The organism is Natrononativus amylolyticus, from assembly GCF_024362525.1.
Classification (GTDB): Archaea; Halobacteriota; Halobacteria; order Halobacteriales; family Natrialbaceae; genus Natrononativus; species Natrononativus amylolyticus.
Window position 1 is genome coordinate 1,974,020 of sequence record NZ_CP101458.1, and the last position, 19,031, is coordinate 1,993,050.

At 66.3% G+C, this 19,031-nt stretch carries 27 protein-coding genes; 11 read left to right on the forward strand and 16 right to left on the reverse strand.

Going from position 1 to position 19,031, the window contains the following annotated elements:
- Window positions 1–38: 38 nt before the first annotated feature.
- Together NMQ11_RS10395 and NMQ11_RS10400 are read left to right on the forward strand one after the other, a co-directional pair.
- Window positions 39–755 (forward strand): amino acid ABC transporter ATP-binding protein, encoded by a 717-nt coding sequence (locus tag NMQ11_RS10395; protein ID WP_255170885.1) that lies wholly within the window; start codon window positions 39–41, stop codon window positions 753–755.
- A complete protein-coding gene (locus tag NMQ11_RS10400; RefSeq protein WP_255167866.1) occupies window positions 748–1,749 on the forward strand; it encodes an amino acid ABC transporter permease in 1,002 nt (333 codons plus the stop codon). The genes NMQ11_RS10395 and NMQ11_RS10400 overlap by 8 nt, the downstream gene beginning before the upstream one ends.
- Window position 1,750: 1 nt before the next feature.
- On the opposite strand, the gene NMQ11_RS10405 is transcribed toward NMQ11_RS10400, so the two are convergent.
- Both NMQ11_RS10405 and NMQ11_RS10410 read right to left on the reverse strand, forming a co-directional pair.
- Window positions 1,751–3,091, reverse strand: coding sequence for an alkaline phosphatase family protein (locus NMQ11_RS10405; RefSeq protein WP_255167867.1), 1,341 nt, complete (start codon window positions 3,089–3,091; stop codon window positions 1,751–1,753).
- Window positions 3,092–3,433: 342 nt separating this feature from the next.
- Window positions 3,434–3,967, reverse strand: a complete 534-nt coding sequence (locus tag NMQ11_RS10410; RefSeq protein ID WP_255167869.1) for an inorganic diphosphatase — start codon at window positions 3,965–3,967, stop codon at window positions 3,434–3,436.
- A 209-nt stretch (window positions 3,968–4,176) separates the two neighbouring features.
- Between NMQ11_RS10410 and NMQ11_RS10415 the strand changes: the two genes are divergently transcribed.
- Window positions 4,177–4,536 carry a PadR family transcriptional regulator gene (locus NMQ11_RS10415; protein ID WP_255167870.1) on the forward strand — a complete coding sequence of 120 codons (360 nt, stop codon included), beginning with the start codon at window positions 4,177–4,179 and terminating at the stop codon, window positions 4,534–4,536.
- On the opposite strand, the gene NMQ11_RS10420 is transcribed toward NMQ11_RS10415, so the two are convergent.
- On the reverse strand, window positions 4,530–5,129 hold the full coding sequence (locus tag NMQ11_RS10420) for a DUF7108 family protein (RefSeq protein WP_255167871.1): 600 nt from the start codon (window positions 5,127–5,129) through the stop codon (window positions 4,530–4,532). The genes NMQ11_RS10415 and NMQ11_RS10420 overlap by 7 nt on opposite strands.
- Window positions 5,130–5,182: 53 nt before the next feature.
- The gene (rnhA, locus tag NMQ11_RS10425; protein WP_255167872.1) at window positions 5,183–5,776 is read right to left on the reverse strand and encodes a ribonuclease HI; all 594 of its coding nucleotides are present in this window, start codon (window positions 5,774–5,776) and stop codon (window positions 5,183–5,185) included.
- Window positions 5,777–5,938: 162 nt separating this feature from the next.
- Here rnhA and NMQ11_RS10430 point away from each other — a divergent pair, with 162 nt between their 5' ends.
- Window positions 5,939–6,901 carry a transcription initiation factor IIB gene (locus NMQ11_RS10430; protein WP_255167874.1) on the forward strand — a complete coding sequence of 321 codons (963 nt, stop codon included), beginning with the start codon at window positions 5,939–5,941 and terminating at the stop codon, window positions 6,899–6,901.
- A 74-nt stretch (window positions 6,902–6,975) separates the two neighbouring features.
- Here NMQ11_RS10430 and NMQ11_RS10435 read toward each other — a convergent pair whose 3' ends face one another.
- From NMQ11_RS10435 to NMQ11_RS10450, 4 genes are all read right to left on the reverse strand, one after another.
- The gene (locus NMQ11_RS10435; protein ID WP_255167876.1) at window positions 6,976–8,097 is read right to left on the reverse strand and encodes a LolA family protein; all 1,122 of its coding nucleotides are present in this window, start codon (window positions 8,095–8,097) and stop codon (window positions 6,976–6,978) included.
- Window positions 8,098–8,141: 44 nt separating this feature from the next.
- Window positions 8,142–8,324, reverse strand: coding sequence for a hypothetical protein (locus tag NMQ11_RS10440; protein ID WP_255167878.1), 183 nt, complete (start codon window positions 8,322–8,324; stop codon window positions 8,142–8,144).
- A gap of 199 nt (window positions 8,325–8,523) precedes the next feature.
- The gene (locus NMQ11_RS10445; protein WP_255167880.1) at window positions 8,524–8,835 is read right to left on the reverse strand and encodes a DUF7521 family protein; all 312 of its coding nucleotides are present in this window, start codon (window positions 8,833–8,835) and stop codon (window positions 8,524–8,526) included.
- A complete protein-coding gene (locus tag NMQ11_RS10450) occupies window positions 8,832–9,179 on the reverse strand; it encodes a winged helix-turn-helix domain-containing protein (protein WP_255167882.1) in 348 nt (115 codons plus the stop codon). Before NMQ11_RS10450 ends, NMQ11_RS10445 begins: the two co-directional genes overlap by 4 nt.
- A gap of 111 nt (window positions 9,180–9,290) precedes the next feature.
- Here NMQ11_RS10450 and nreA point away from each other — a divergent pair, with 111 nt between their 5' ends.
- Window positions 9,291–10,583, forward strand: coding sequence for a DNA repair protein NreA (gene nreA, locus NMQ11_RS10455; RefSeq protein ID WP_255167884.1), 1,293 nt, complete (start codon window positions 9,291–9,293; stop codon window positions 10,581–10,583).
- 70 nt (window positions 10,584–10,653) lie between these two features.
- Window positions 10,654–10,830 (forward strand): hypothetical protein, encoded by a 177-nt coding sequence (locus NMQ11_RS10460; RefSeq protein WP_255167886.1) that lies wholly within the window; start codon window positions 10,654–10,656, stop codon window positions 10,828–10,830.
- A gap of 24 nt (window positions 10,831–10,854) precedes the next feature.
- Here the strand turns inward: NMQ11_RS10460 and NMQ11_RS10465 are convergent, their stop codons facing one another.
- Genes NMQ11_RS10465 through NMQ11_RS10475 form a run of 3 tightly spaced genes read right to left on the reverse strand, consistent with a single transcriptional unit; the run spans window position 10,855 to window position 12,340 of the window.
- Window positions 10,855–11,292 carry a DUF302 domain-containing protein gene (locus tag NMQ11_RS10465; RefSeq protein WP_255167887.1) on the reverse strand — a complete coding sequence of 146 codons (438 nt, stop codon included), beginning with the start codon at window positions 11,290–11,292 and terminating at the stop codon, window positions 10,855–10,857.
- 60 nt (window positions 11,293–11,352) lie between these two features.
- Window positions 11,353–12,054 (reverse strand): CPBP family glutamic-type intramembrane protease, encoded by a 702-nt coding sequence (locus NMQ11_RS10470; RefSeq protein ID WP_255167888.1) that lies wholly within the window; start codon window positions 12,052–12,054, stop codon window positions 11,353–11,355.
- A 1-nt stretch (window position 12,055) separates the two neighbouring features.
- Complete coding sequence (locus NMQ11_RS10475; RefSeq protein ID WP_255167890.1) at window positions 12,056–12,340, reverse strand: DUF5789 family protein; 285 nt, start codon at window positions 12,338–12,340, stop codon at window positions 12,056–12,058.
- A gap of 143 nt (window positions 12,341–12,483) precedes the next feature.
- Here NMQ11_RS10475 and NMQ11_RS10480 point away from each other — a divergent pair, with 143 nt between their 5' ends.
- Window positions 12,484–13,386 carry a cell division protein CdpA domain-containing protein gene (locus NMQ11_RS10480; protein WP_255167892.1) on the forward strand — a complete coding sequence of 301 codons (903 nt, stop codon included), beginning with the start codon at window positions 12,484–12,486 and terminating at the stop codon, window positions 13,384–13,386.
- A 149-nt stretch (window positions 13,387–13,535) separates the two neighbouring features.
- Complete coding sequence (locus tag NMQ11_RS10485; RefSeq protein WP_255167894.1) at window positions 13,536–13,727, forward strand: hypothetical protein; 192 nt, start codon at window positions 13,536–13,538, stop codon at window positions 13,725–13,727.
- 57 nt (window positions 13,728–13,784) lie between these two features.
- Here the strand turns inward: NMQ11_RS10485 and NMQ11_RS10490 are convergent, their stop codons facing one another.
- Complete coding sequence (locus NMQ11_RS10490; RefSeq protein WP_255167895.1) at window positions 13,785–14,573, reverse strand: hypothetical protein; 789 nt, start codon at window positions 14,571–14,573, stop codon at window positions 13,785–13,787.
- A 248-nt stretch (window positions 14,574–14,821) separates the two neighbouring features.
- Here NMQ11_RS10490 and NMQ11_RS10495 point away from each other — a divergent pair, with 248 nt between their 5' ends.
- Entirely contained in the window at window positions 14,822–15,529 is a 708-nt protein-coding gene (locus NMQ11_RS10495; RefSeq protein WP_255167896.1) for a hypothetical protein, read from the forward strand.
- On the opposite strand, the gene NMQ11_RS10500 is transcribed toward NMQ11_RS10495, so the two are convergent.
- From NMQ11_RS10500 to NMQ11_RS10510, 3 genes are all read right to left on the reverse strand, one after another.
- Complete coding sequence (locus NMQ11_RS10500; RefSeq protein WP_255167897.1) at window positions 15,511–15,996, reverse strand: metal-dependent hydrolase; 486 nt, start codon at window positions 15,994–15,996, stop codon at window positions 15,511–15,513. The genes NMQ11_RS10495 and NMQ11_RS10500 overlap by 19 nt on opposite strands.
- A 49-nt stretch (window positions 15,997–16,045) precedes the next feature.
- Window positions 16,046–16,564 carry a CinA family protein gene (locus NMQ11_RS10505; RefSeq protein ID WP_255167898.1) on the reverse strand — a complete coding sequence of 173 codons (519 nt, stop codon included), beginning with the start codon at window positions 16,562–16,564 and terminating at the stop codon, window positions 16,046–16,048.
- 64 nt (window positions 16,565–16,628) lie between these two features.
- Entirely contained in the window at window positions 16,629–17,009 is a 381-nt protein-coding gene (locus NMQ11_RS10510; RefSeq protein ID WP_255167900.1) for a nuclear transport factor 2 family protein, read from the reverse strand.
- 96 nt (window positions 17,010–17,105) lie between these two features.
- On the opposite strand from NMQ11_RS10510, the gene NMQ11_RS10515 reads away from it, so the two are divergent.
- Together NMQ11_RS10515 and NMQ11_RS10520 are read left to right on the forward strand one after the other, a co-directional pair.
- Window positions 17,106–18,206 (forward strand): pyridoxal phosphate-dependent aminotransferase, encoded by a 1,101-nt coding sequence (locus tag NMQ11_RS10515; RefSeq protein ID WP_255167902.1) that lies wholly within the window; start codon window positions 17,106–17,108, stop codon window positions 18,204–18,206.
- Window positions 18,207–18,293: 87 nt separating this feature from the next.
- The gene (locus NMQ11_RS10520; RefSeq protein ID WP_255167903.1) at window positions 18,294–18,611 is read left to right on the forward strand and encodes a hypothetical protein; all 318 of its coding nucleotides are present in this window, start codon (window positions 18,294–18,296) and stop codon (window positions 18,609–18,611) included.
- A gap of 34 nt (window positions 18,612–18,645) precedes the next feature.
- Here the strand turns inward: NMQ11_RS10520 and NMQ11_RS10525 are convergent, their stop codons facing one another.
- Complete coding sequence (locus tag NMQ11_RS10525) at window positions 18,646–18,909, reverse strand: hypothetical protein (RefSeq protein WP_255167904.1); 264 nt, start codon at window positions 18,907–18,909, stop codon at window positions 18,646–18,648.
- Window positions 18,910–19,031: the final 122 nt, after the last annotated feature.

The window sequence follows — 19,031 nt, forward strand, 5'->3', positions numbered from 1 at the left end:
ACGAGAGACCGGAGGCCGGCGGATCGCCGCTCTTGCGGATGGAGGATGTCTGGAAGTCCTACAGCGACGAGGAGGTCTTGCGCGGGATCGACCTCGCGGTCGGCGAGGGCGATGTCGAGGTCCTCGTCGGCCCCTCCGGGAGCGGAAAGTCGACGCTGCTGCGGTGTGTCAATCGGCTCACGGAGATCGACCGCGGTGCGATCTATCTCGACGGCGTCCGCGTGAGCGACAGCGATACGAACGTCGACGAACTGCGCCAGCAGGTCGGGATGGTTTTTCAGGATATCAACCTCTTCGCGCACCTACCCGCCCGCGAGAACGTCATGCTCGGCCTGCGCCGCGTCCGGGGGTTTGGAAAAACGGCGGCCCGCGAGCGAGCCGACAGCGAACTCGAGAAGGTCGGGCTGGGTGAGCAAGCGGAGTCCTACCCGGCACAGCTCTCGGGCGGCCAGAAACAGCGCGTCGGCATCGCCCGTGCGCTCGCGATGGACCCGAAGCTGATGCTGTTCGACGAGCCGACGAGCGCCCTCGATCCCGAACTGTCGAACAGCGTGCTCGAGGCCATGGAACGGCTCGTCGAGGAGGGGATGACGATGCTGGTGGTCACCCACGAGCTACGGTTCGCCAGGTCGGCCGCCGACAGCGTCACCTTCCTCGAGGAGGGCCGGATCGTCGAGCGCGGGCCGCCCGAGCGGATGTTCGAGAATCCCGACCGAGAACGAACGCAGGAGTTCCTCCGGACGATCCATGGCTAGCTCGACCGACGCCCGCTGGGGACGCGCGGCCGAGATTCCCGCGAGGCGGCTGCTCGTCGTCCTGGCCGCGGTCGCGTTCTGGGGGTGGCTGCTCGCCCAGTGGGTAAACGACTGGCTGCTTTCGCGGCTCGGAATCGGCCCCGGCGCGGGCGAACAGCCCCTCGAGCGCGAGCCGGTCGACGCGGCCGCAGATCGGCTCGTTGCGTCGGCCGAAATCGCCGGGCCGTTCGCGGGAATCCTCGAGTTCTTCGGTTCGGTCGTCGGCGTCGTCGCCGTCACCGTCGACGTTGCGCCCGCGCTCGCAGCCGGCGCGTGGCTCACCATCGTGCTCACGGTCGTGAGCATCCTGCTCGGCCTCGCGATCGCCGTCCCGCTAACGGTCGTTCGGGTGTACGGGGGGCCGTTCCGGTGGCTCGCTCTGGGCTACATCGAACTCATCCGCGGAACGCCGCTGCTCGCCCAGCTGTTCGTGCTCTACTTCGGGCTCCCGCTTGCGGTCTGGCTCCACGGCGTCGAGGCGATCGGGACGGGGCCGGTCCCCGACCAGGCGTTCCTCATCGCGATCGTCGGCTTTACCATCAACAGTTCGGCGTACCAGGCCGAATACATCCGCGGGGCCGTCGAGAGCGTCGACCCCGGCCAGCTCACCGCTGCCCGCTCGATCGGCCTCTCGAGGCTCGCGGGCATCCGTTACGTCGTCCTCCCCCAGACGTTCCGGTACGCGATTCCGGCCTGGACCAACGAGCTGGTGTACCTGATCAAGTACTCGTCGCTGGCGGCCTTTATCACGGTGCCCGAGCTCTACTTCCGGGCGTCGCGGATCGCCTCGCGGACGTTCGAGTACACGGCGATCTACGCGAACCTCGCGGTCGTCTACATCGCGCTCGTGCTGACGGCGACGGCGCTCATGAGTCGCCTCGAGACGCGCGTCGCGATCCCCGGCCTCGGACAGGCCGAGGGACGCCAGCAGGGTAAGACGAACGGCCGCGAGTGACCTACACCAGACTCGCGCCGTCGAAGTCGCCGCGGCTGTACTCGATCTCCATCAGATCGAGGATCGTCGGCGCGATGTCGTAGAGGTCGGCGTCGCCGATCGACGCCTCCCCGTCGATGAACAGCGCGGTGTCGTCGAAGCTGTGCATCCCGTTTCGCGGCCCCGTGGTGAAGACGTCCGAATCCGCCTTGAAGCCGGATTTGAGGTCGAACCCGTCGTTCGGGATCGCGACCAGATCGGGCGCGATCGCGTCGTGGTCGCCGCGGAACACCGCCTCCTTCTCGACGACGCGGTCGACCACCGGACGGCCGTCGGGACCCTCGAGGGCCTCGAGCATCGACTTGAGTTCGTCGCGGACCTCGTCGTACTGCTCTTCGGTGACGGTGCCGCGGGGTTCGCGGCCCTCGAGGTTGAGGTAGAACCGGCCGGGGATGAACGAGTACGCGCGCGTCTCGTTCGCGATGTCTCCGAGCTCGTCGGGTTCGTCGGTGTCGAAGGAGAGCCACCCCTCCTCGCGGAGCCACTCGTTGAAGTGGACCTCGTAGTCGAGACTGGTGAAGCCGTGGTCGGAGGCGACGATCAGGGTGACGTCGTCGTCGAGGGCGGTTCGGAGTCGCCCGAGGTAGTCGTCGACTTTCTCGTAGAACTCGAGGAACTCCGCTTTGTACTCGCCGTCCCGTTCGTAGTCTTCGAACAGGAAGTGGTTGACCCGATCGGTGGTCATGAAGACGCCGAAGAAGAGGTCCCAGTCGTCCTCCTCGATGTAGTGTCTGAACGCCTCGAATCTGGCGTCGAGCGTCTCGTGGGCGTCCGCCAGGAACTCCTCTTTGTTCTTCTCGTGGCCGAGTTTGGGGTTGACGTCGATCCGGTAGTCGATCGACTCCAGATACTCGCGGACGTCGTCGGGGTGGGCGGCCTTCTCGAGGCCGGGAGAGAGAAAGCCCGAAACCGTCCGCTGGAGGTTCCGTTGCGGGGGAAACGTGACGGGGACGTTCATCACCGTCGCCCGGCGCCCCTCGTTCTGGACGCGGTCCCAGACCCGAGGCGCCTGGACGTCACGCCCCATCGGGACGTAGGTGTCGTAGGTGCCGACCTCGCGGTCCTGAAAGCCGTAGACGCCCGTTTCGCCGGGGTTCATACCGGTCGTCAGGGAGGGCCAGCAGGCGCTCGACTCGGGAGGAACGATGCTCGAGATCTCGGCGGCCGTACCGTCGTCGGCGAGCGCCGCCACGTTCGGAAAGCGGTCGCGGTTCTCGGTGAGAAGACTGTACGGCACGCCGTCGATTCCGATAAACGCGACTCGAGGGTCACCATCCCCCCGCAGTCGGTCGAACAAACCCATGGGAGGTGGTAGTTCGACCGGGTACAAGAAGGTTCGTCTCGAGACACTGTTTCCGAGAACGAGCGATAGCCGTTTCGACCGCCTAGTCCCGACGGTTGCCGGGGGCCTCCGGGTCGAAGTTCGTCGGGACGACAGTGGGATGAGCCATCCCGGCGGCGCTGGACTCGGCGGGTGACTCGTGCTGTCGCGTGGACGGATCGGTGGCTGCCATAACGAATACACCTACCACCGGACCGGCAATAAAATTACCCATGCTCATAATGCATCGGTACCGGACCGCGGATAACTACGGCGAATCCGACACCGGTACGAGAACAAACCGATCGAAGCGCGAACGCGCAGTTAGCCGAAGTGTTCCGCGTAGAGTTCCTGGGCGTGTTCGATCGCGTCGTAGGCGGCCTGGCGGTCCTCCCAGCCCAGGGTCTCGACTTCCTTGCCCTCCTCCAAGTTCTTGTAGGTCGCGAAGAACTCGTCGATCTCGTCGCGTCGCTGCTGTGGGATGTCCTCGAGGTCCTCGATGTGGTCGAAGCGCGGGTCCTCGCTCGGGACGGCGATCACCTTGTCGTCCTGCTCGCCGTCGTCGTCCATCTTCATCAACGCGACGGGACGGGCTTCGATGACACAGCCGGGGAACGTCTGGTCTTCGACGAGCACCAGCACGTCGAAGGGGTCCTCGTCGTCGTAGTAGCTCCGCGGGATGAAGCCGTAGTCGGAGGGATAGTGGACGTTCGAGTGAAGCACGCGGTCGAGGACGACTCCCGGCACGTCCTTGTCGTACTCGTACTTGTTGCGCTCGCCCTTCAGACATTCGACGACCGCGTAGATCTCTTCCGGCGCGTTCGGTCCCGTTTCGAGGTCCTCCCAGAGATTTACCATACACCACCACCTCCGCGGACGACCAAAAAGTACTTTCGTAATCGAGTGAGTGGGTTTACTCGATGGCTTGCCAGCTACCGGACGACGGACACCAGACCGTTCCGGCACCGGACGACCCGGGGAGGGGCTCTCCGCGGCCGTCGGACGTACTCACGGGAAAGAGTGAATAGTTGGCAAGTCTTAAATAGTCTGGTGACATTTGCACAGGTATGTCAGAGGCACAATCAATCACCGGCGAACAGAGTATCGCACGTGAACTGACGGCGTTCCAGAACAATATCCTCGTCATTCTCGCGAAGGAACCGATGTACGGCCTCGCGATCAAGCGCGAACTCGAGGAGTACTACGGAACCGAAGTCAACCACGGCCGTCTCTACCCGAACCTCGACGAGCTCGTCGACCTGGGGCTCGTAGAGAAGAGCGAACTTGACAAGCGCACCAACCAGTACTCGCTGACCGACGACGGCTACGACGCCGTCCTCGACCAGATCTCCTGGACGCTCTCAAAGGTCGTCACCGGCGACGACCGCGCAGACGAGATCCGCGAGATCGTCGACGACAGCTACTGAGCCGACGATCGGAACTCGGGCACCGATTCACCGGCCGTCTCGAACGCGAGTCTGATCGACGTCTCGATCGTCGCTCGCTGTTCGTCCGATGGCCACGCGTTTCTCACGAAGTACTCACGCCGAAACTCCGCGAGCTCCCGGCTCGTCGCGGACACCACCGGCTTCGCGTAGTGATTCCCCATGAAGTCCGCAAGCGCGGAGACGTTCTCCCCGTGGACCTCGCCGTGTTCCGCGCGAACGTCGGCGACGAGGTCGCGGTTCTGCGCCTCGACGGCCTCCCAGTCGTCCGGATCGGCCGTCCCCTCGAGTGGCACCTCGACGGCCCGCGAGATGTCCTCGATACGGTCGGTTCGTATCGCGCCGTCGGCGTGCCACTCGGCGGGATGTAACACGAGCGTCTCGTCGGCGCCCTCCTCGCGAACGCGCGCGGTAAACTCGTGATCCTCGAGCAGCGTCTCGCGGCGCTCGTCGTAGACCTCCCGTTCGGCCTCGTCGACGGCGGTGCGCTCGAGGCGCGTGAGCCGCTCTGCTTCCTCGATGACCGCCTCGGGCAGTTCCTCGGTACCCGCTTCCGGTTCCGGCGAATCGCTCATCCGTCCGCCGGTAACACCTCGAGGGATTTCTCGTTGCTGGTCTCGAGCGCCGATCAGGCCCGGTCGAGCGCCTCGTTCGCCAGCGCGTCCGCACGCTCGTTTACCTCCCGGGGAACGTGCTCGAGGGTCCACTCGTCGACCCGCGAGAGCAACTCGAGGACGGTCACGCGCTTTTCGCGCAGTTCGGGGTTGTTGGTGTCGTACTCGCCGCGGACCTGCTTGACGATCAGTTCGGAGTCGCCACGGACGTGGAGTTCGTCGTAGCCGTACTCCGTCGCGGCCTCGAGGGCGGCGATCAGCGCCTCGTACTCCGCCTGGTTGTTCGTCGCGCGGCCGATGGTGTCGCTGCCCTCGGCGACGATACCGTCGCCCGTGACGATCACCCAGCCGATCCCGGCGGGGCCGGGGTTGCCGCGCGCGCCGCCGTCGAAGTAGACGTGGGCCCGTCCGCCCCCCTCGCGCAGGAGCGCCGCTAACTCCTGCGGCGCGCTCCCCTGAATCACGACCTTGTCGTCGTACGCGACGGCCGTCGCCCCGCCGCGGCTCGCGCGCCACCGTTCGTGGTCGGTGTTTCCGGATTCGACGGTAACGCCCGCCTCCTCGAGGCGCTCGCGGGCTCGCTCGGTGTCGCACTCGATGACCGGCATAGGTCAAAACGATCGCAACAGACCGAGTAAAACCTTTGCGGTTCGCCGCCGAATCTCGCGGGAAGAGGGACTCGAGCCGGCCGGTTTCGGCCAATCGCGGCTAACTGTAGAAAATACTTCCCGAAGAGTTATATATGCTGATGCTACTACTATAAAAGTGCGATGACACGGTCCACCCGCCAACGGGAGCGAATGCGCGAGACGGACGAGGCCGAGGATCAGGAAGGGGTACGTGCCTGCCCCGAGTGTGAATCCGACAACCTCGTAAAGGACTCCGACCGGGGTGAGCTCATCTGTGAAGACTGTGGGCTCGTCGTGGAAGAAGAGAAGATCGATCCCGGTCCGGAATGGCGGGCGTTTAACCACCAGGAACGACAGGAGAAGTCCCGCGTCGGCGCGCCGACAACCCAGACGATGCACGACAAGGGGCTGACGACGACGATCGACTGGAAGGACAAAGACGCCTACGGGCGATCGATCTCCTCGAAGAAGCGCAGTCAGATGCACCGATTGCGCAAGTGGCAAGAACGCATCCGAACCAAGGACGCAGGCGAGCGCAACCTGCAGTTCGCGCTCAGCGAGATCGACCGGATGGCCTCGGCGCTGGGCGTGCCGCGCTCGGTCCGCGAGGTCGCGTCGGTGATCTACCGGCGCGCACTCAAGGAAGACCTCATCCGCGGCCGATCCATCGAAGGGGTCGCGACCTCCGCACTGTACGCCGCCTGCCGAAAGGAAGGCATCCCGCGCAGCCTCGAAGAGATCTCCGAGGTCTCCCGTGTCGAACGCAAAGAGATCGGGCGAACGTATCGGTACATCTCGCAGGAACTCGGCCTCGAGATGCGACCAGTCGACCCGAAAAAGTACGTCCCCCGCTTCTGTTCTGAACTCGAACTCTCCGAGGAGGTCCAGACGAAGGCCAACGAAATCATCGAGAAGACGGCCGAGGAAGGACTGCTCTCGGGGAAATCCCCCACGGGGTACGCCGCGGCCGCGATCTACGCCGCGTCGCTGCTGTGCAACGAGAAGAAGACCCAGCGCGAGGTCGCGGACGTCGCTCAGGTCACCGAGGTCACGATCCGCAACCGCTACCAGGAGCAGATCGAAGCGATGGGCATCCACGGCTAACGCCGGACTTCACCGCGGCTCTTTTATCACAGATACGGTGACCGCGCGGGCCGGACAGCGACTCGCTTCGCGACTCAGTCACAGGAGACGGTGGCGGCGAACTCGAGGAGTGTCTCGGCCTCGAGGTCGGCGCTGAGTTCGTGTTCCAGTCCGCCACACTCCCAGGTGACCAGCGTCACCGCGTCCAGTTCGACGACGCTCGCCTCGACGTCGCCGACGCCCTCGCGGTCCGGGTCGTCGGGCAGGAGGCCGTGCTCGCTGACGCTGAACCACAGCATCGTCTCCCCGTCGGAGTACTGCTCGTGTACCGTGAGCTCCTCGCCGTACTCGTCCGCCGAGAGGCGCTCTCGCTCGTAGGCCGCCGGGAGGTCGACCGTCGGGAGGTCGAACGGGGCGTACTCCTGTGCCGACTCGCGGTCCTCGAACTCGCGTTCGTCGACCGACGGCTCCTCGACGACCGAGACGTCGTCGTCGAGCGTGAACCGCTCGTCGTCGACGCCCTCGTTGAACGCCACCTCCTCGTGAACGACGGTAATCTCGAGTTCGCCCCCGTCGACGTCTTCGAACGTCTGTCGGTGTTTGAGGACGTAGCCGAACTCGTCGTCGATCCAGAGCTGCTGGCTTCGCAGCTCGGTGTCCTCGTGTTCGACGGTCTCGAGCGGGTACACGTACTGGGTGTCGCCGACGAGGACGCCGATTCCTCGCTCCACCGAGTCGTTTCTGACCGTCACGTTCACGACGTGGGTTTCTCGATCGGCGACGCTGTCGGTCCCCTCGTAGGCGACGTCGACCCGTTCCAGAAACTCGTCGACCGACTCCGATTCGTCCGTCACGTCCTCGCGGTCGAACGCCGTCGCCTCCCGGTCGTCCGCCTCGTACAGCCAGATGTCCGGGCCGGAGCGCACGAAAACGGTCTCCGTGAACGCTCCCTCGTCGGCCGAGGAGGGGGCGGCCTCGACTCGAGCGTGGTCCGGCGGCGCCTCCCAGAACCGCTCCGTGGTGGTGTGCTCGCCCGCAGTGTCCGAGACGGTGACCGTTCGCTCACCCGTCACGTCCGTGATGTTTTCGTCCGCGGAGAGCGCGTCCGCCAGAAGTACCTCGCCGTCGGGATCGTCGGTGCCGACCGTCGTACATCCTCCGATCGCGACGAGGACGGCGACGAGCGCGATCGCCACGACGACGCGAGAACGTATCACTTTCCGAAAGCACGTGCGGTCGATAACCTAAATCTTACTATCGGTCAGGTCCCCTCGAGGACGATCGACTCGAGTCCGCCGGATCGCACCGCCTGACCGCCGTTCGGCGGATCGGACGGGATCGACGGCCCCGCGCGCTCGTGGAGGGCGCCAACGAGGACAGTGACGTCGGGTGATCTCTCACCCGCGGAATGAGTGGAGTGGTGCCGATTCGTCGGGAACCGCATCCGCGGGACCCAGCGTCAGTTAGCACGGCCGTGATGTCAGAGGCACGGTCGCACGGGTCGGTTCGGAGAGCCAGTCGTGGAACCGGTCCCCGACGAACTGCGTTCGAGGATTGGTTTGCGGGGGCATCAATCCGCGACCGCGTGTTCAGACCGAGAAAACGCGATCACGCATTTATATAGGACGGAGCCCGGTCGCCGCTCAGTTCGTCCCGTACAACGAGTACGTGATCGCGAGCAGTCCCAGCAGTCGACTCACGTTCTCGAGGAACACGACCGTCACCTGTTCCGGACTCGCGAGCGTGTTGAGCGCGACGTTGAGCACGAACGGAACCAGCGTCAACAGGAGCAGGCCGACGGCGAGAAACAGCATCGGCCGGCTGTCGTTCCGGCGGTACCCGCGGTAGGCCTGAACCGCGATGAGCGTCCCGATGAGCGCGACGAGGAAGAGACTCGCCACGGTCAGCACCTCGAAGAGCGGCGCCTCGTCGAGTCGCGCGACGTTCGTCATCATCGCAAGCCCTCCCACATCCGGGTGAACTTGTCGGCCACGTCCTCCTCTCGCAACGAGAGTTCGAGGGAGAGTTCGCCGTCCTCGAGAGACAGTTCGAGCCGGTCGAGACGCGCCTCGTAGACGCTGTAGTGGTTGCCGTCCGGTGCGAGTTCGGTTCGTTCGCTGATGAGGTCACACTCCCGGAGCCGATCGAGTCGTCGGTACACCGTCGGCAGGGACGCGTCACAGCGGTCGCTCAGAGTGCTGGCTGACATGGGTTCGATGCTCGTTTCGGTGAGGATCGTACGCGCGTACTCGTCGTCGAGAAGGGCAAACAGTTCCGACCGGTCGTACTCCTCGGTCACTGCTGTCCGTTCGTCTAGCTAACACGATCAAAAGCGTCCCGGTTGTGGCCGGCGGCGCGACGACGTCGTCGAACTCAACATTCAAACCCGCGCCCGCCCTACCTCGAGTGAATGCGCCTCGACGACTACATCGAGGAGTTAGAACCCGACGAGGAGGCCGAGCGACGGCGCCTCGCCAAGGAGAAGTCCTACGCGATCACGGACCACGTAGAGCGGTTCGAACGGAACTTCGAACGGGCGCTCTCGGGTGACTCGCTCGTCGGCTCGACCGCCCCCTCGATCTTCGTCGGGCGGTCGAACTATCCGAACATCCCGGTCGGCGTCCTCTCGCCGGTCGGCGACGAGGCGGCCGCCGAGGAGTACGTCACCGACGGCACCTGGTACAGACAGGGGTACGGGATCGACGACGTGCTCCAGCGCCGGACCGGGCTACTGAACTCGAGCAAGCCCGCGAACGTCGACTCGCCGGGGATCGCGAGCCGGCTCGCGCCCTCCGTCCACGACACCTGGGAGGGGTTCGTCGGCGTCCAGCGCGAGGTCGCCATCGCGGACCGGCCCGTCGATCTCGAGATCGGCCTCGAGGGCAAACCGGATCTCGGCCTCGAGGCCGGAACGGACGTCGCGACCCCGCGCGGGCCGCGAGCCAACGCGAGAGACGCCGAACTCCGGGAGAACCCCCACGTTCCGCGGCCGGTGAAGAAGACCCTGGAGGACGACGACTGGCAGGCCCAGGGCGCGATGACGTACCTCTACCGGCGCGGGTTCGACGTCTACGAGATCAACTCGATCCTCTCGGCGGGCGCACTCGGCGAGGCCGCCCAGCGGCGGCTGGTACCGACCCGGTGGTCGATCACGGCCGTCGACGACACCGTCGGCCAGTACCTCCGTGGGCGGATCCGAAACGCCCCCAGCGTCGACGAGGTGCAGGTGTGGGCCAACGAGTACATGGGAAACCGCTACTGGGTGATCCTCGCGCCCGGCACCTGGGAGTACGAACTCGTCGAGATGAAGGCGCCGGGGAGCATCTGGAACCCCGACCCGGCCGGCGGAATCTGGATGGCCAGCGCCTCGGAGGGGTTCGAGGGGCGCTCGAGCTACGTCGAAGAGACCGCCGGCGCCTACTACGCCGCTCGGCTGGGGGTGTTAGAGCACCTCGAGTCGGTCGGCCGCCAGGCGAAGTGTCTCGTCCTCCGGGAGGTGTCCGACGACTACTGGGCACCGGTGGGCGTCTGGCAGGTCCGCGAGAGCGTCCGCAACGCCTTCGACGGCGAGTGCGGGACCGCCGAGAGCTTCCACGAGGCCGTCGCCACCGTCGCCGCCCGGCTGCCAGTTGGCCACGACCGCCTCCGCCGGAAGTCGGAACTCGCGGCCGGGTTACAGTCGAACCTGAGCGCGTTCGAATGAGGGACCGGTTTACGGGGCGCCCTCGAGGGCGACCACCACCACTAAGCCCTCCCTCCCCGTCCGTCGACCTATGGCGTTCACAGCCCTCGCCTCGAGTTGGCTCTCGCTCGTCGCGATTCTGGTCCTTCTCGTCGGCGTCCCGCTGTTCGTCGTCCTCGTTCTCGCGGTCGTCTCCGGCTACATCCGACACGACGCCGAGCGGCTGCTCGAGGCGGAGGCGGAAGACGACGTGGACGACGAGCGGTGAGAGCGCCAGAGAGCGAAACTCACGCTACAGGTTCGCGTACGCCGTCTCGACGAGTTCGCTCGTTTCGTCGACGATCGCCTGCCACTCCTCGTCGTCTGGAGCAATCCCGAGCAGGCGGCCGATCTTCATGATCGAGACGTGGTAGACGACCTGCGTTCCCGGCTCCTCCTCCCAGACGATGACGTTACAGGGGAACAGTCCGCCCATCTCCGTCGTGACGTCGAGAACGCGGTCCGCGATTGCGGGGTTGCACGCCCCGAGGACGTAGTAGGGGTCGCGGTCGGCGTCGACCTTCTCGTTGAGCAGTTCGGAGGGAGAGAACTCGACGGGGACGCCGAAGCCCGCGTCCGTGAACACCTCGCGGACGTGCTCGATCGCCTCCTCGTGCCCCATCTCGAGCGTCGCGCGCTTCTCGCCGTAGTGTTCGGGGTCGATCGCCGCGGGGTCGATCGGAAGTGACATGGTCGTGCCTTCGGCCCCGGTCCTAAAAACCTGACTCCCACCGGCAACGGGTCGACGGGGTCACAGGGGGATCGGCAGCCACTCGAGCCACCGGAGCGCGGGCTCTGGATCGAACAGCGGGTCGTGAAGGACGAGCCAGTCGAGCAACACGAGCCCCGCGCCGTGGGCGATCACCGAGGGGAGAATGGAGTTCGACTTGTAGTCGACGGCGCCGAAGAGGACGTCCGTCGGCCCCGACAGCAGGAACTCGATCGGCGGCTTCGATGCGTGGTGGATCATGTAGACGATGGGGCTGATGAACACCGCCTTGAACCCGATGTCCTTGACGCCGACGCAGAGCAGTCCCCGGTAGTAGGTTTCGGCGGCCAGCGCGAGCATGAACAGCATGGCCGCGTGGGGGATGAACTCCTCGGGGGCGGCCGAGGTCTCCCAGATCGGGTAGAACTCGCGGATCGTCGGCAGCGTCGATCCCACGAGGTAAAAGGGGAGGACGAACATCGAGAGCAAAACGGCGTTCCGGACCGCGAGCCGGTCGACTCGCCAGCCGATCGTTCGACCGTGTGAGAACCCGAGCGCGAGCGGCCCGACGATGAGGAGCAGACTGTCGACGACGACCCGCGGACCGAGCTCTCGGGGGACGAACTGCATCCACAGCAGCGTCAACACCGCGCCCGTCAGCAACGACTTCTGAAACCAGGAGAGTTCGCCGAACAGGCCACGAACCCGACTGCCCGCGTCGTGATGTTCGGGTTCGTCCGACACGTTACTCGTCTGCGGTTCGGACCGGGCCGGTGCCGATCACGTCACGGACGTGGGTTTCGAACTCCTGGCGGCGCTCGAAGTACGTCTCGTCGATCGACGCGATCACGTCCGAGAGTTCCCGCGGGCCGTCGGGCGTCCGGATCACGCTCTCCCCCTCGAGGCGGGCGACTTCGCTCTTCTGCTGGGGCCAGGTCAGCCGGGAGGTCACGCGAGCGAGCGGTGCGCCCTCGACGGGCGTCTCCTCACCCAGTTCGACGGCGGGTGCGTCGTCTTCCTCGTCACTCATGGACGAGCGTTCGCAAGCCCGTCGATTCAACCTTTCGTTTCGACCGAATCGCTCGCTCGAGCGGTCGGCCGGCGGCGTTCACCTCAGATAAAAATCACGTGTCTGACGTATTGTTTTGTGGAATGACTGTGTACGTCTCGAGTATGACCAGTCTGGCGGAGGCGTACGAAGGGAACGCACGGGAGGTGGCAAGCCTCCGACGAGTGTACACCGGGTTCGGGCTGGTGGTTCTTGGTGCGACGCTCGCGGTGCTCGCGATCCTCGTCGCGACGACGGAGCTCTTCGCGGGCGTCCTGACCGGCGAGTTCGCTACCCGGCGGTACGGTGGAATCCTGGGCGGTCTCGCCGTCCCTGTCGCCCTCGTCGGCGTGTTCACCGTCCTGCCGACCGGACGACGCATCCGTGCAGCGGCCGCGATCAGCGCGACGATCTGTCTGCTCGGGGTCGCACTGTTCGCCTACGCCTACCCCTCACACTGGGACGGCCACGGCCAGGATCTCACGCTGCTCGTCTCCGCGGTCTACCTCCTCGGACTGTTCACCGCCGTCTGGTGTCTGTTCACCGCCGTCGTCAACTTCAAGACCCGCAACGACCCCGGCGGCACCCTCGAGATGCACGTCACCCGCCGCGGCGAGACGAAGATCGTCGAGGTCGAGGGCTCGAGAAGCGGCCTGGGCGGCATCGGCTTCCTCGGCAACACGCCCGACGGAGAGGTCGAAACGCAGACGAATGTCGACGCGGGGTCGACCGGCCGGCGCACGAGCGGCAACCGATCACGGGACCGCCGGAGCGCCGCGGCGAGCGACGGCGGTTCGACCGCCGGAATCCGGTCGCCGCTCGACGAGCGCGCGCCCGACCGCGACGGCACCGACGCCGAGATCGTCGACGGTCCCGAAACCCCGTCGCCGGCGGACCGCTACTGCGGCAACTGTCGCCACTTCGAGTACGTCCGAACGGAGTCGGGGATGACGCCCTACTGCCGGGACCGCGGCGAGACGATGAACGACATGGACGCCTGCGAGGAGTGGACGCCGAATCGGCCCTGACCTCGACACGATTGGCGGGCGGCTTATTGCGTGGCCAGTGCAGAGAGTGCGCGTACGGCAGTGGGCTCGAGAATCACGATCACCGTTCACGGGGTCTATCCCTGGCTCTCCGCCGGGAGGCCCTTATACCTGCCCGAGAGAGCGACAGTATGACCCTGAAAGAGAGCCTTTTGAGCGGCCTCGTCGCGTTTCTCGCCGCAGCTGTCGTCGCCAGTCTCGTCGGCGGGACGCGACTCGGGACGCGAATCGGCCTCCTGACCGGGGCGTCGGTGGCCCTGAGCACCTGGGTGTCCAGTCGTCGGAGCGCGGCGGAAACCGAACCCGCAGACGAAGTCGCGTAGTGGCGGCTCCGTTCACACGACTGGTACAACCGATCGTCGTCTTCCGACCCCGAGCGGCTATCGAGTGGCGCTCGAGGCGAGCGACCGGCCGGCCGTCGAAACCTCCTCGCTCGCGGCGACGATGCGAGCGGTACGATCGGTCGGCCGGACGGCGTCGCCGTCGGCCGCCAGAATCCCCTCGTCGACCAGCCTGGGCAGCCGGGAGTGAACCAGTTCCAGGCGGATGGTGTCCGAATCCGCGTCCTCGAGCGCGGCCAGCCGAGGGGCCAGCGTCTCGACCTCGAGCGGGTCCGGCGCGCGGACCACGGTTCGAACGACGTTCCACAGCCGCGGCTCCGCCGCGAGCGTCGCGAACGCCCGTGCATCGGCGGACAGTCGCGCCCCGTCGCCGGCCGCCGCCTCGCCGGGTCGCTCGTCGACGGTCTCGGCGACGAGCGGCGTTCGGGCGCTCGAGATTCCGGCGAACAGCGCGACGAACCCGCCGCCGAGGGCGCCGAGCAGGACGAGGAGTCCGGGCTTTGCGACGGTCGAACTGGCGAGCAGTTCGGCGGTCACGTAGCCACCGAAGAGCACGCCTGCGGCGATCGTTCCGGTGAGATACCACGTCGCGACCCGCTGGCGCGCATCGCGGGTGCCGTGTTTTGCGAGCCAGTAGCCGCCGTACACGGTCGCCGCTGCCGGGAGGACGACGAGCGCGAATTCGACCGTCCACGCGGCGATCGGCTCGGGATGCGTGCCCAGGTACGCGAGACCGGCGATGCCGAGTACGGCACCGGTCGCCGCGATGGCTCCCGAGAACGTATCGAACTGTGCGCCCGGCCGTGGTCGACCGACAGATGTTGTCATGGGCGTTCAGGAGAGGCTCTCTCGCCGGCCGTTATCACCTTTTCTCAGAAGAGAAGCTGACACTCACGACGGAACCCTCCTCCGGCCGAGACTGGCGGAGTCGCTCACTACGCCGCTCGAGCCGAATCGAAGGAACACACCCGCTCTCGAAGACGTGGCGGAAAGGAGACTATTCACGCGTTCTTATAAACCCGTCTCCGCACGCTGGCAGCACTGTATTGCTCACTGCTACCACACTCCACTCATCCATGTTCGACCAGGATGCGTGGAAACAGGGGGAGCAACGAACACACCGTGTCGAGAGCGCGGAGTCGGTACAGACGATCGACGACGTCGAACTCGCCGAGATCAGGGGCCGGCCCGTCACGAAGTTCGCCGTCGCGTTCGCCATCGGCTTTCTCTTCTTTCTCGTTCCGGTCCCCTGGGGCGAGCAGATCACGGTTCCGTTCGACATCGTGGTCAGCACGATCACGGACTCGTTCCCGACGCTCGCAGGAGTGTACGCGCTTCTCTTGATCCTCGCTGGAGGAATCCTGACGACGGTCGCGGAGCTTCGAAAGCGAGGCGTTCTCGACGTTTCCGAACGGACGGCAACGCGATTGACGCTCCCGTACTGGGAGACTGCCCCGGCGTTCTGGATACTTCGCGTCGCCGGCGCGATCCTGGCGACCCTGGTGTTTCTCGAGGTCGGTCCCGCGTGGCTCTACGCACCCGGGACGGGCGGATTGGTCTGGGGGACGCTGATCCTCAGCGTCGCGGTGATCATTCCGATCGGGGCGGTCTTCGTCAACCTCTTCGTCGAACTCGGGGACCTCGAGTTCGTGGGAACGATGGCGCGACCGGGATCTCGTCGTCCTGTTCGTCATACGGACGGTTATCCTCGTCCCCGTCATCGCCGCCATCACGCACCTCGTCGCCGCCGCCGGGCTGCTGTAGCTCAGATGCCGAGCGCCTGACGGCCGATCTCGTGGGCCCACTCCGGGGCCATGTAGATGAGCAGGGCCGCGGCGACCAGTTCGGCCACGGTGACCGCGACCATCACGACGTCTGCGAGTCGGCTCTTGACGGCGACGCCGGTCGGGAGGCCGAACTCGCGCTTCCAGACGGGGTAGAACAGCGCGATGCCGCGCTTGCTGCCGGCGACGTCGAGGATGTAGTGAGTCAGGATGCCGATCCAGACGAACTGGAGGTTGTCGAAGTAGAGCGGAAACGCCACGAACGCGGCGAGCACCGGCAGGTTGTGCAGGGTCTTCCGGTGGCGGCCGAAGGCGGTGTCGACGTCCGGAAACAGCGCCCCGAGCATCACCGGAACCCCGATCGCGACGATCATCGCGAACGTCGTCTCGTCGCCCGCCGGCTCGAGGAGATACCCCAGTCCAATGCTCAACAACACGGCGTTGAGAACGTGCCCCCGCTTGTTCATCACCCCCACCTGGTCGGGGAACCACCGAATAACTTTCTCTCGAGCCGAACTATTCCGGCGCCTCCTCGACGGCCTCGAGTAAGTCCGCGAGCGCGCGGTCGACGGTCTTCGCGCGGACGGCCGCCCGATCGCCGTCGAAGACGTAGCGCGAGGCGGTCGCGTACGACGACTCGCTGCCCCACGGACCGGCGTAGGCGACGCCGACGTAGACGGTGCCCACGGGGTCGTCCTCGGTGCCACCGGTGGGGCCGGCGACGCCCGTCGTCGCGACCCCCCAGGTCACGTCCGAGACGTCGCGAACGCCGCGGGCCATCTCGAGGGCGACGGGCTCTGAGACGGCGCCGTGTTCGTCGAGGGACTCCCGGCTCACCCCGAGGTGGCGGCGCTTGGCGTCGTAGGCGTAGGTCGTCAGCCCGGCGTCGAAGTAGTCGCTCGCCCCCGGGACCGCGGTGACCGCGGCGCCGATGAGTCCGCCGGTGCAGGACTCCGCGACGGCCAGCGTCTCCTCCCGGTCGCGCAGGGCGTCCGCGACGCGCATCGGTAGCTCGCGGTCGATGTCGTCGTTCATGAGTCACTCGAGGCGCGCCGGCGTTGTCAAACGTTGGGCTTGCGCCCGAGCGGCTGTCGGTCGATCAGACCGTGTCCCTGTCGGTGTAGGTCCACCGGTTCGCGATCAGCCCGTCGGCGTCGAACTCGTGGTGGTCGGCGAAGCCGAAGGCGACTCGATCGCCACCCTGGACGCCGGAGAAGCGCCCGCGGACGGCGACGTGACGGCCGTCGACGAGCACGTGGACGACCTCGTGGCTGCCGTCCTCGAGCGGTCGGTCCCGCTCGTAGAACGCGCGCAGCGCCTCGATTCCCTCGATCGCCGCCTGCCCCGGCCGGTCGTAGCGAACGTCGTCGGCGAACAGTTCGAGCAATCCCTCAACGTCCTCGCGATCGACGCGGTCGTAGTACTCGCGGACGACGGCCTCGGGGTCGACGCCTGGCTTCCCGGTTTCGGTATCTGCCATGCGTAACCAGACGGTGGCGAGGGGTATGGGCGTTTGTCCTCGGGGGGATCGTGGAGTGTCGAAAGAACCACGGTTCGCGCCCGCGCAGGGACGCCCATGGAGTACGAGACGCCGCTTTTCTTCCACGTGATGGGGTACGCGGCCCGCGCGGAGCGGGACGTGATCGACATGGTGAGCGGGAACCCCGACTGGGAGCCGCCCGAGGCGCTCCGGGACGGACTGCGCGAGTACGCCGACCTCGAGCCCGAGCAGTTCCAGTACCCGCCGAGCGACGGCCTCTACGAGTTGCGCGAGGAGATCGCCGAACGACGCGGCGTCGACGTCGACCGGGTCATCATCACCCACGGGGCCGGCGAGGCCAACTACCTCGCGATGGCGCGGGCGCTCGAGCGCGAGGCGGGGACCGAGTTCGTCCTCACTGACCCCGTCTACCCCTACTACCCCGGCAAGGCGGCGATGCTCGGCGCCACCGCGCGCTTCGTGCCGACGGCCGACGACGGCCGACTCGATCCGGACGCCGTCCGGGCGGCTGCGAGCGAGGAGACCGCGGCGATCGTCGCCAACTCGCCGAACAACCCGACCGGAGCGGTCTACCCCGAAGAAACGGTGCGCGAACTCGTCGAGATCGCCGAGGAGCACGACGCGATCCTGGTCAGCGACGAGGTGTACGACCACTTCGACCTCTCCGGGGCGTTCGCGAGCGCCCTGCAGTTCGACTCCGATCACTGCATCGTCACCAACGCCTTCTCGAAGTCGATGGCGATCACGGGGTTTCGGGTCGGCTACGCCGTCTTCCCGCCCGAGCTCGTCGAGAACGCCCGGAGCCGACACATGCTGGTCAACGTCGCCGGCAGCCGTCCCTCCCAGTACGCCGTCCTCCGGGCGCTCCGGGAGACCGATCCGGCCTACTACGAGGCCAACCGCGAACTGCTCACAGAGCGCGTCGAGACGTTCACCGACGCGCTCGACGCGGCGGGCGCCGACTACAGCCGCCCCGAGGGCTCGTTCTACGTGATGGCTCGCTTCGAGGGCTATCCGGGCACGCTCGAGAACGTCGAGCGGCTGATCGACGAGGCCGGCGTCGCCGGGATGCCGGGCGAGGCGTTCGGCTCCTCGCGCGAGGACTGGCTGCGCTTCGCGCTGGTCACCCCTCGCGTCGAGGAGGCCGCGGCGCGACTCGCCGACTACTTCGAGTAGCTGGTTCGCCCGCCCCTCCGACCGGCCACTTAAACGGCGGCGTGTGACACACGATCAGTTTAGAAAGAGTGTCTACCCAGATGTAGTATGTCGGAACTCGAGGAACTCGCCGAGACGGGGTTCGGATCGCTCGTCCTCGCCTTCGGCGTCGTTACGGGGGCGACGGTGTACTCGAGCGGATCGCTCGACGCCATCCCGATCGTGGTCGACCAGTACGCAACCGCGCTCCGGCTGGCGTTTCTCCCGGCGCTGTCGGTGGCGGTCTGGCCGAACCTCGTCGCCGGCCTGACGGGCGTCGTCGCGGCGGTGCGACTCGAGGATCGAACGACGGTTCGCGTCGCCACGTTCGTCGCGGTCTACCTGTTCCTGGCGATCGTTATTCACTACGCGGTCGCGCCGGCCTGAGCGGCGAGACGACCTCGAGTCGCGACGGCGCCGGTCAGCGCAGCGACCCGTACCAGCCGCAGTCCGTACAGGCGAACAGGCCGGCGCCGTTGACGACGGCGTCGCCACAGGCCGGGCAGCCCCTCGAGTCGGCCGCCGGGACGGGTTCGTCGCTGGCGGTTCCCGCCGAGACGAAGACACCTCGTGCGGTTGCGCCGGGGAGGGGACGTCCCGACTCGCCGTCGGCGTAGGGAAATGTGTCGAGGACCGGTTCCGTTGCGGACTCGTCCGGGGGTCGATGTGTGAGTTTTGGCGTCATGTGTCCACCATCTGTCAGGGGACACGCCGGGCCGAGGGATAACGGTAGCCATTAAGATATTATCATCGTCTTATTGACTCGATATCGTATGAATGCGTTAGTATGTCACTGGACGTGTGCTA